7 protein-coding genes are annotated in these 6,927 nt (G+C 40.8%); all 7 read right to left on the bottom strand.

What is annotated here, in order from left to right; genetic code table 11:
• Nucleotides 1-50 precede the first annotated feature (50 nt).
• Nucleotides 51-1,385 carry a hypothetical protein gene (locus tag IBX40_09705; protein MBE0524590.1) on the bottom strand — a complete coding sequence of 445 codons (1,335 nt, stop codon included), beginning with the start codon at nt 1,383-1,385 and terminating at the stop codon, nt 51-53.
• 7 nt (nt 1,386-1,392) lie between these two features.
• Nucleotides 1,393-2,145 carry a CRISPR-associated RAMP protein gene (locus tag IBX40_09700; protein ID MBE0524589.1) on the bottom strand — a complete coding sequence of 251 codons (753 nt, stop codon included), beginning with the start codon at nt 2,143-2,145 and terminating at the stop codon, nt 1,393-1,395.
• Between the two features lie 2 nt (nt 2,146-2,147).
• Complete coding sequence (locus IBX40_09695; protein MBE0524588.1) at nt 2,148-2,690, bottom strand: hypothetical protein; 543 nt, start codon at nt 2,688-2,690, stop codon at nt 2,148-2,150.
• 2 nt (nt 2,691-2,692) lie between these two features.
• On the bottom strand, nt 2,693-3,217 hold the full coding sequence (locus IBX40_09690) for a hypothetical protein (GenBank protein MBE0524587.1): 525 nt from the start codon (nt 3,215-3,217) through the stop codon (nt 2,693-2,695).
• A complete protein-coding gene (locus tag IBX40_09685; protein ID MBE0524586.1) occupies nt 3,214-4,293 on the bottom strand; it encodes a hypothetical protein in 1,080 nt (359 codons plus the stop codon). The genes IBX40_09690 and IBX40_09685 overlap by 4 nt, the downstream gene beginning before the upstream one ends.
• Nucleotides 4,290-4,943, bottom strand: coding sequence for a hypothetical protein (locus tag IBX40_09680; GenBank protein ID MBE0524585.1), 654 nt, complete (start codon nt 4,941-4,943; stop codon nt 4,290-4,292). Before IBX40_09680 ends, IBX40_09685 begins: the two co-directional genes overlap by 4 nt.
• On the bottom strand, nt 4,940-6,927 hold a 1,988-nt coding region (locus tag IBX40_09675; GenBank protein MBE0524584.1), incomplete at its 5' end, for an HD domain-containing protein. The genes IBX40_09675 and IBX40_09680, both read right to left, overlap by 4 nt.

Here is a 6,927-nt window from a genome sequence, read left to right as displayed (position 1 = left end):
ATTTATCACGGCAAACGGGCTTGAGCCGACAGTTGTTATCCAGACGTTCATTAAACACCTTCCAGGTAACTGGATGCCCTGAACATATCAATTCGCTCATATTCAATCGATACTGCGTTATTGATAGTTGATTTCTTGACTGCATCCCATTTAGCGCTTGTTTTTCCAGTTATTACAAGCCTGCCCTTTCTAAACTCTTCGATAAGTTTTATTTCATCTGAGGTCATATTATCAAACACCATCCACATCTTAAGGACAGTACCAGCAGGTATCTTCTTGGGATCAGTAATATCATCGCTGTAAGCATCGGATACAAGCAGTCTTGCACGATGTGAATCCCGGTCAGTAAACCCAAATATCTCTTTTATCTTTCCTGCATCAATTCCTTTATCGATCATATTGTGCCTGAAAAACCCTTTTATCGTGGAGCCAGGTATCACAGGCAACCCCCCGCTTGTCACAGTCTCTTCTTCCACGCCAGGCATGATAAAATCAGTAAGCGCAGTCATTTTCATCAGTGCCACAATATGTCCTTCGGGAACGTCTGAAGGTGTACGTGCCTTATAATAAATATCAAAATCACGCCCTTTAGCCTCAATTCCTGAATCAATATTCTTCAGGTACTTTTTCCCTGTTATTATCAATTCATTGACATCAAATGCTTGTTCCGTAACTCTGAATCCATCATCCACTGACTTTTTTCTGACATTTATATCCCCGACATCTGCAAATCCGTTGCCTCTCGTTGCGCCGCCGCCAAGATGAACCCTTTTGTTATTGAATTCAAGCAATGCAATAAGAATAAGTCCGATTTCCTGCTCATTCGCATTATCAACATCCACCATGACATCAAAACGAATACCCGAATTGATGATCTCTTCCATCCTCAGAATTGTCTTTGCGGTTTCGATCTTTCTATTACCGACAAACCGTGGTTTTGTCAGGGGAATAAAATTTCGGTCATAAAGAGTGGCGCAGTGCGGCTGCTCCTTCGTAGAGCCAGAATATCCTTTGCTCCCGCTGGAAAGATACGAATCCCTTACCCTTATCTTAGCACCCGCCTTCATAGAGCCGAATATCCCGCATGGTAAACACTCCCCTCTCCCGCATGGTCTTGCCTCACCTACACTGATACAGCTTTCTTTTTCATTGAATGTCCTGATAAGCCGCTCAACAGTGCTTCGCAGCACTCCTTTCAGACTGCTTCCCGGAATGTACGGTTCATACAATTGTGTTTTCGCATTATAAGTCTGAAGAACAGGCGCAGCTGATATCGAATAAGCCGCAGCATTCTGACCGCCGCCTATGCGAAGCGGTGTTTCAAGCTCAAGTGTTGCTGTGATAGTCCATCGGTTTTTAAATACATCGAAATCTGGCTCTGTCATAAAAACCTCAGGATTTTTCTTTCTTTGAACTCAGATATGCGCTCCAGCTTGTAATAGCTTCATCTTTCACCACATTGAACTCAGGTTCCCCTGATGGAAACACCTTCCCATCAAATTTCCCGGAAAGATAATCCTGCGCAGTGATTACCCTGAAATTATCTATTTCAATATTTATCTGCCCGAATCCCCTTGAAATAGCATGACCTATACTCCCGGAGCAGGCATTGAAAAAATCCACAAGGCTCAAAAAAGCGCCGAGTTTTGCATTCTTATTTTCGTCAATATCAAGATTTTCGATAGTCACCTCCCCATAGAATTCAGTACCCTGCGGGACTGCTTCAAAATCATATTTTGCCCCGCCTCTGGCTTTCCTGGTCTTTCGTTCAATAGCGACTCCGTCCCTGATAAACGTTCGTTTACTGTTTGCAGTAGCATCTTTTATCCTCACCGAACCAGCAAGCTCAGCGCCCCCGAAAAGAGTGCACACCGGACATTCGTTGACGTCTTTTCTTTTCGGGCTCCTGCACACATCAGGTACAGAGCATACATCAATTGAGATGCCTTTTAAAAGGCGCTCCATTTCAGTACGCAGTACACCTTTCAGGCTGCTTCCAGGTATTATGGGGTAATCTTTGTGATTCTTCAAGACCTGATTATCAACTTCGGCTGGAAGTGTACTTCCATGCCCGCCTATATGAAGATCCGACTTTGTTTTGATCGTGTATTGGATGAGCGCACGGCTCTCAAGTTTCTCGAACATCCTTAATACCTCCTTGTGGTACGGCTTTCTCTAGTACTTTGTTCAGAACTGCGCTTCCAGTTCATAATATCAGACACGATTCTGTCAACACTATCCTTTACCCCAACTATTTCAAGTTCTGCTCCAAGCATTACCTGAAGTCTTTTTTGAATTTTTTCATCATCACCCTTTGAAGCGGAAAAAATGGTCAAAATCGCATCCATATTCCAGTTGGTGTAACCAACAAGATACTTTATTTTCTTAACCACCTCTCCTGCATCGTTTTCCTTATTTTCGATATCCCCGACTTTTGTCAGGAGAAGATCAAGGAAAGGAAGCATTACAGGATCAGGCTTATCACCCCGTTCTGCACGCGGCAGGAAATAGGAAGCATATTTAACGAAATGAGTGATATTGTCAGCATCTTTTTGATTTTCCCTTAATGCCTCTGGGAGGTTTTTTAATTTATTTCTTGAAGCTATCTCATACTTATCCCCGTTATTTTTTGGCGGTGGTAATTTCACAAGCAATTCATACGACCCCAGAACTATATCTTTCATTTCCATACTTATCTCCTCCTGTTTTGATAACTATCTCTATACTCACTTTTTCTCGGTGTTCTATCAGCATAATTTGCCTTTGAGAGCGCAGTTAGAGTATCAATTATGACTTTTTGATCTTTGACTTTTTCACATTCAAGGATAAGTTTTAATCTTTCCTCTCCTGAATTATCCCGGTCATTCAACACCTGCTCGATTATTCTTAGATTCCACATCAGGTATTGGGAAAACTTCATTCTCTCCTGAGGTTTCCAGCCTTTCAGGAACAATAATTCCTTTGCAACGTTTTCATTCAATATCTTCATCCGGTTCAATTCGCCCGCAATATCCTGCGGTCTCTGTCCCCGTGACGGCTGCGGCGTATATTTTACGATGAATGAATTAATATCATTCTCAAAATTATTTGATTTGGAGAGTTCGAATATCCGCCTTATCTGTCCTTTTGAATAGGTCTCAAATGTTCTACCCTTTTGCATTATGGATTTTGCTGCTATCTCCCACGACTTTTGATTGATAACCTCATATTCGATCATAGGATATCACCTGTCACGTAAATATCTCCGTAACCGCAATTAATCATTTCACCAATCCCGTAAGCTTCAAGCGCCGAAAGTGCCTGCGCATCTCCTGAAACATTGATGCAGCTTCCAGCTCCGATACATGGTATCAGTTCAGAAAGAGAATTTTTATCCTTTAAAGACCATCCGCGAGCGATACCTGCTGATATTTTCCCGGTATTTTCCACAAAATTGATTTTTCCAGCCACTCCTATCGATTTCAGGACATTGTTTGAATATTCCAGAAAAGTTTTATCAAAACCGATAATGGATTCATTGCCATCCCTGAGTATCAATTGTGAATTCACGACAAGAAGCCTTGGATTCATCCTTGAAATATCCTCTGTCCGTTTCGCAAGTACCTCATTCAGGTCTGTTTTTCCGGTAATATCAAACCTGATGCTGCCGTATCCCCGCGACCTGAACCCGCCAACACCATAAAAGGTTCCTGCATTCCTGAGCGCCTCTATTATCTTATCAGCGAACTCATCTCTTACCAGCAATCTAAATCCAAACCTGGCTCCTGATTCAATGCTCTGGATATGATACGGTTTAAGTTCAGAGTTCTGGGGCATACTTGCATGTTTATCTCTGGTTATCGGGCATTTTGTTTCGATCTTGGTGGAATGAGAAATCGGTGCTAATTTCCTTTCTTTAAAAGATTTCATAAGTATCAAACCCGAATGTTTTTTCCCTTCATGCAGGCAGGGTTTATTATTAACATAACTCTTGCACTCCCTTTCATCCTTTTCAAAAAGAGCCCCGCATTTCTTGCACCATCTCAAATTCAGTGGAGAAGCGACCGTCATTTCATCGTTTTCAACAGGGTAAGCGTTCTTGAAGAATATGCCCATTTTTGAAATATCCTTTTCTTCATCGATCCCCGTGCTATCAAACAACTGCTTATCGTTCTTAAAAAGATAATATCCAAGCATCCCTCTCAAGGTCCTTCCAGGAATATGGTCAAGTGTCTGGATAAACGTACCTTTTGACCGTCCACTTCCGATATGCAAAGGCGATATTGCTGTAATAACTCCGTCTAATTGGATCATTGTTTCACCTTCAGGAACTCATCCTGTGATATTTCCAAAATACTGAAACCATCAACAGTATCAATTCCACCCAGACCGCGGGAACGGTCTTTTCCAATGCCATAGTGCGCCATTGAATGCATGCTTGCATATAGGAGTTTATTTTCAGGATCTGTCAGCTCATCCCGGACAAGAATATAACCTGTAAATTGTGTTTTTGACGGAACTGAAAGCATATTGAAAAGGGCATGCTCCGTTTTTGTCTGCGTTCCCCTGTCTATTGAAACATGTGTCCTTGATACTGCCCCTACTTTTTTATCTGTCCTGAAATCCGTTATCCGTACTTTTCCTTCCCTGAAATCCCCGCCGCCATCTGTATTTGGGACACCGAATATCCTGCAAACATCGCATCCGAACCCTCCATTTTTCACCTCATCACATAGAGTGACATTCATTGATTTTGATCGTGGATCACCGGTAATATAACAAGGAATCTTCTCAACGCTCCTTAAAATCCGTTCGGCTTCGGTTCTCATTATGCCTTTAATGTGCGTTGCAGGGATGTATGGACTCTCTTTTGAGTCCTTCAGGAAATCAATAAGTGATCCTTTTGTCTCCCCTGTTGTATGGAATTCATTCTTAAAGACCATTGAAAGTTTCAGGATTTTCATACTCCCTCCTTCACATGCCATATTTTAGGAATTATCATCTTTGCAGATTTCAGCAGTTCTTCACTCATAAATATCCTCACCATCCATTCGCAATTATCGAGCCACTCTTCAGGGCTTGGCTTTTTCCGAAGACCAGAAGCATAATTCGATTTTATGAAATTCAATCGTTCTACTTCTGATGTGCCACAAGTTATCAGACCTGATATGAGTGTGCGTTTTTCATCTGAGAGGCACTCCGCAATCAAATCGTTCAGGTCTCTAATCTCATTTTCATTATCAGGCAGCACAAAACAAACATTATTGTCTTTGGATGGCATTGCGCCGGAGACAGCAGTAAATGCGATCGATCCTGCTGGCAATTTGATAATATTCAGTTTATCAGTATCGGTCTTTTTTCTGAAAGCTTCTTTTGCTTTTGATTCCATTTTCTTTGCTTCATCAAGCAGGAAATATATCGGGAATTTTGCATCAGCAATAGCTATTCCACATGATATCGTTACCGTTGGATTTTCAAACAGCGTGCCGTCAAAGAATTTCCGTTGGAATTTGAAACCCTCATGTATATTTTTGATCAAATTTTCAGAGAATTTTATCGCAGCTTTAGCATTTATTATCAATAGCATGTCGTCCCCGCCCACAAATAAGGGGTCAATTCCTGCATAATCCTGGTTCTTGATTAATAATCCCGTTTCATCGTTGCTGATGAAATCGCTGATAGTTTTTCTAATTATGCTTTTGAAATTCTCATCAAAAAATTCACTCTTATAGTTATATTCCGCAGGTGTCAGGGTCTGTGTAAAGAGGCGCCCCATCATATTCCCATCGATAGCGATTACGGCTATAGATTCACCGATATGTTGTAGTTCCATGGGATAATGTAATTTATATCTTTTGAGAAGCTCCTCATCCACATATTTGTTTTTCTGCCTGTACTTATGTTCTTTTCCTCCCCCTTCCTTTTCAGAACATACTTCACATATTCTTATATTATTGAGGGTGTGGGCATTTCTCTTAAAGCAGAAAGGACATATGTCGTCTCTATGTATTGGTTTTGTAATTTTATGTCTATGAACCTTATTTTTTTCTACATCCACATCATCTTGAATATCTTTAAGCACTTCATCGAATTGTTTGAGATTATTCATCGGAATAGTCTTTGTTGCCACTGCACCTTTCAGACCACATGATGAAGTTTCATCTATCATTTTATTTATCTTTTCCTTGATATTATTCTGGATTCTTTCATCTGATGGCACAAATGCAAGCAGATTCCCGCCGCCCTTGAAAAGTATCGCTTCTTCACAAACTTCTTTTGAAATGATTTGACCAGCATTATACAGGGTGTCTTCCACTATTGCACTGCCGCCTCTTAGCATGGGAAGCTTTTCCGCTTCTTTGATATAGTCCTGGATTTGCATAATATCAAGTGCCAGTAAACCAATAGAACCACTGAACTTCGATTCAGTTCCTTTATATTGAAGAGTACCCCCGCCAACAACTGAATCAATGAAAAGCCGGACGGTTTTTTCATCTGGTTTTAATTTTGACTTCACGGATTTAGAAGTTTTACCCCTGTATCCGAGTATTTCTGAATGTGGTTCTTCAATACATTGTAAATCACCACGATCAAAATTTATTTCATGTGGAAATATTTTATCATGGGATTCCACGCTGACATAATCATTTTCAAAATTTCCTTTTATTTCATACACCCTATCTGCTGCTGATGCAACAGAATCAGCTTGCCCGATGATTTTTTCAAGGACGGTCTCTGAATCCCTTGAATGATGTTTTGCAGCAAGTTTTGGCAGTATTTTTTTCAATTCATATTTCGTGGTGAGTGATTCAGGTACTTTTTCAAGTATATACCCCACTATTTCTTCAGTCTGGGTAGTATGGTGATAGAAAGGTACTCCTTTAGTATCTTGGGTATAAGACCTCGGCTTTCCAATATCATGAAGCAGCGATGCTATTCTTATCAGGG

Source organism: Methanosarcinales archaeon (assembly GCA_014859725.1).
Taxonomy (GTDB): Archaea; Halobacteriota; Methanosarcinia; order Methanosarcinales; family Methanocomedenaceae; genus Kmv04.
The sequence above is the reverse complement of the archived record's forward strand: the minus strand, read 5'-3'. Positions and strand labels throughout refer to the sequence as shown.

What these genes read in the sequence shown, in the direction of transcription:
- IBX40_09705 (MBE0524590.1), bottom strand. Translation starts at nt 1,385, where the DNA reads ATGACAGAGCCAGATTTCGATGTATTTAAAAACCGATGGACTATCACA.
- IBX40_09700 (MBE0524589.1), bottom strand. Translation starts at nt 2,145, where the DNA reads ATGTTCGAGAAACTTGAGAGCCGTGCGCTCATCCAATACACGATCAAA.
- IBX40_09695 (MBE0524588.1), bottom strand. Translation starts at nt 2,690, where the DNA reads ATGGAAATGAAAGATATAGTTCTGGGGTCGTATGAATTGCTTGTGAAA.
- IBX40_09690 (MBE0524587.1), bottom strand. Translation starts at nt 3,217, where the DNA reads ATGATCGAATATGAGGTTATCAATCAAAAGTCGTGGGAGATAGCAGCA.
- IBX40_09685 (MBE0524586.1), bottom strand. Translation starts at nt 4,293, where the DNA reads ATGATCCAATTAGACGGAGTTATTACAGCAATATCGCCTTTGCATATC.
- IBX40_09680 (MBE0524585.1), bottom strand. Translation starts at nt 4,943, where the DNA reads ATGAAAATCCTGAAACTTTCAATGGTCTTTAAGAATGAATTCCATACA.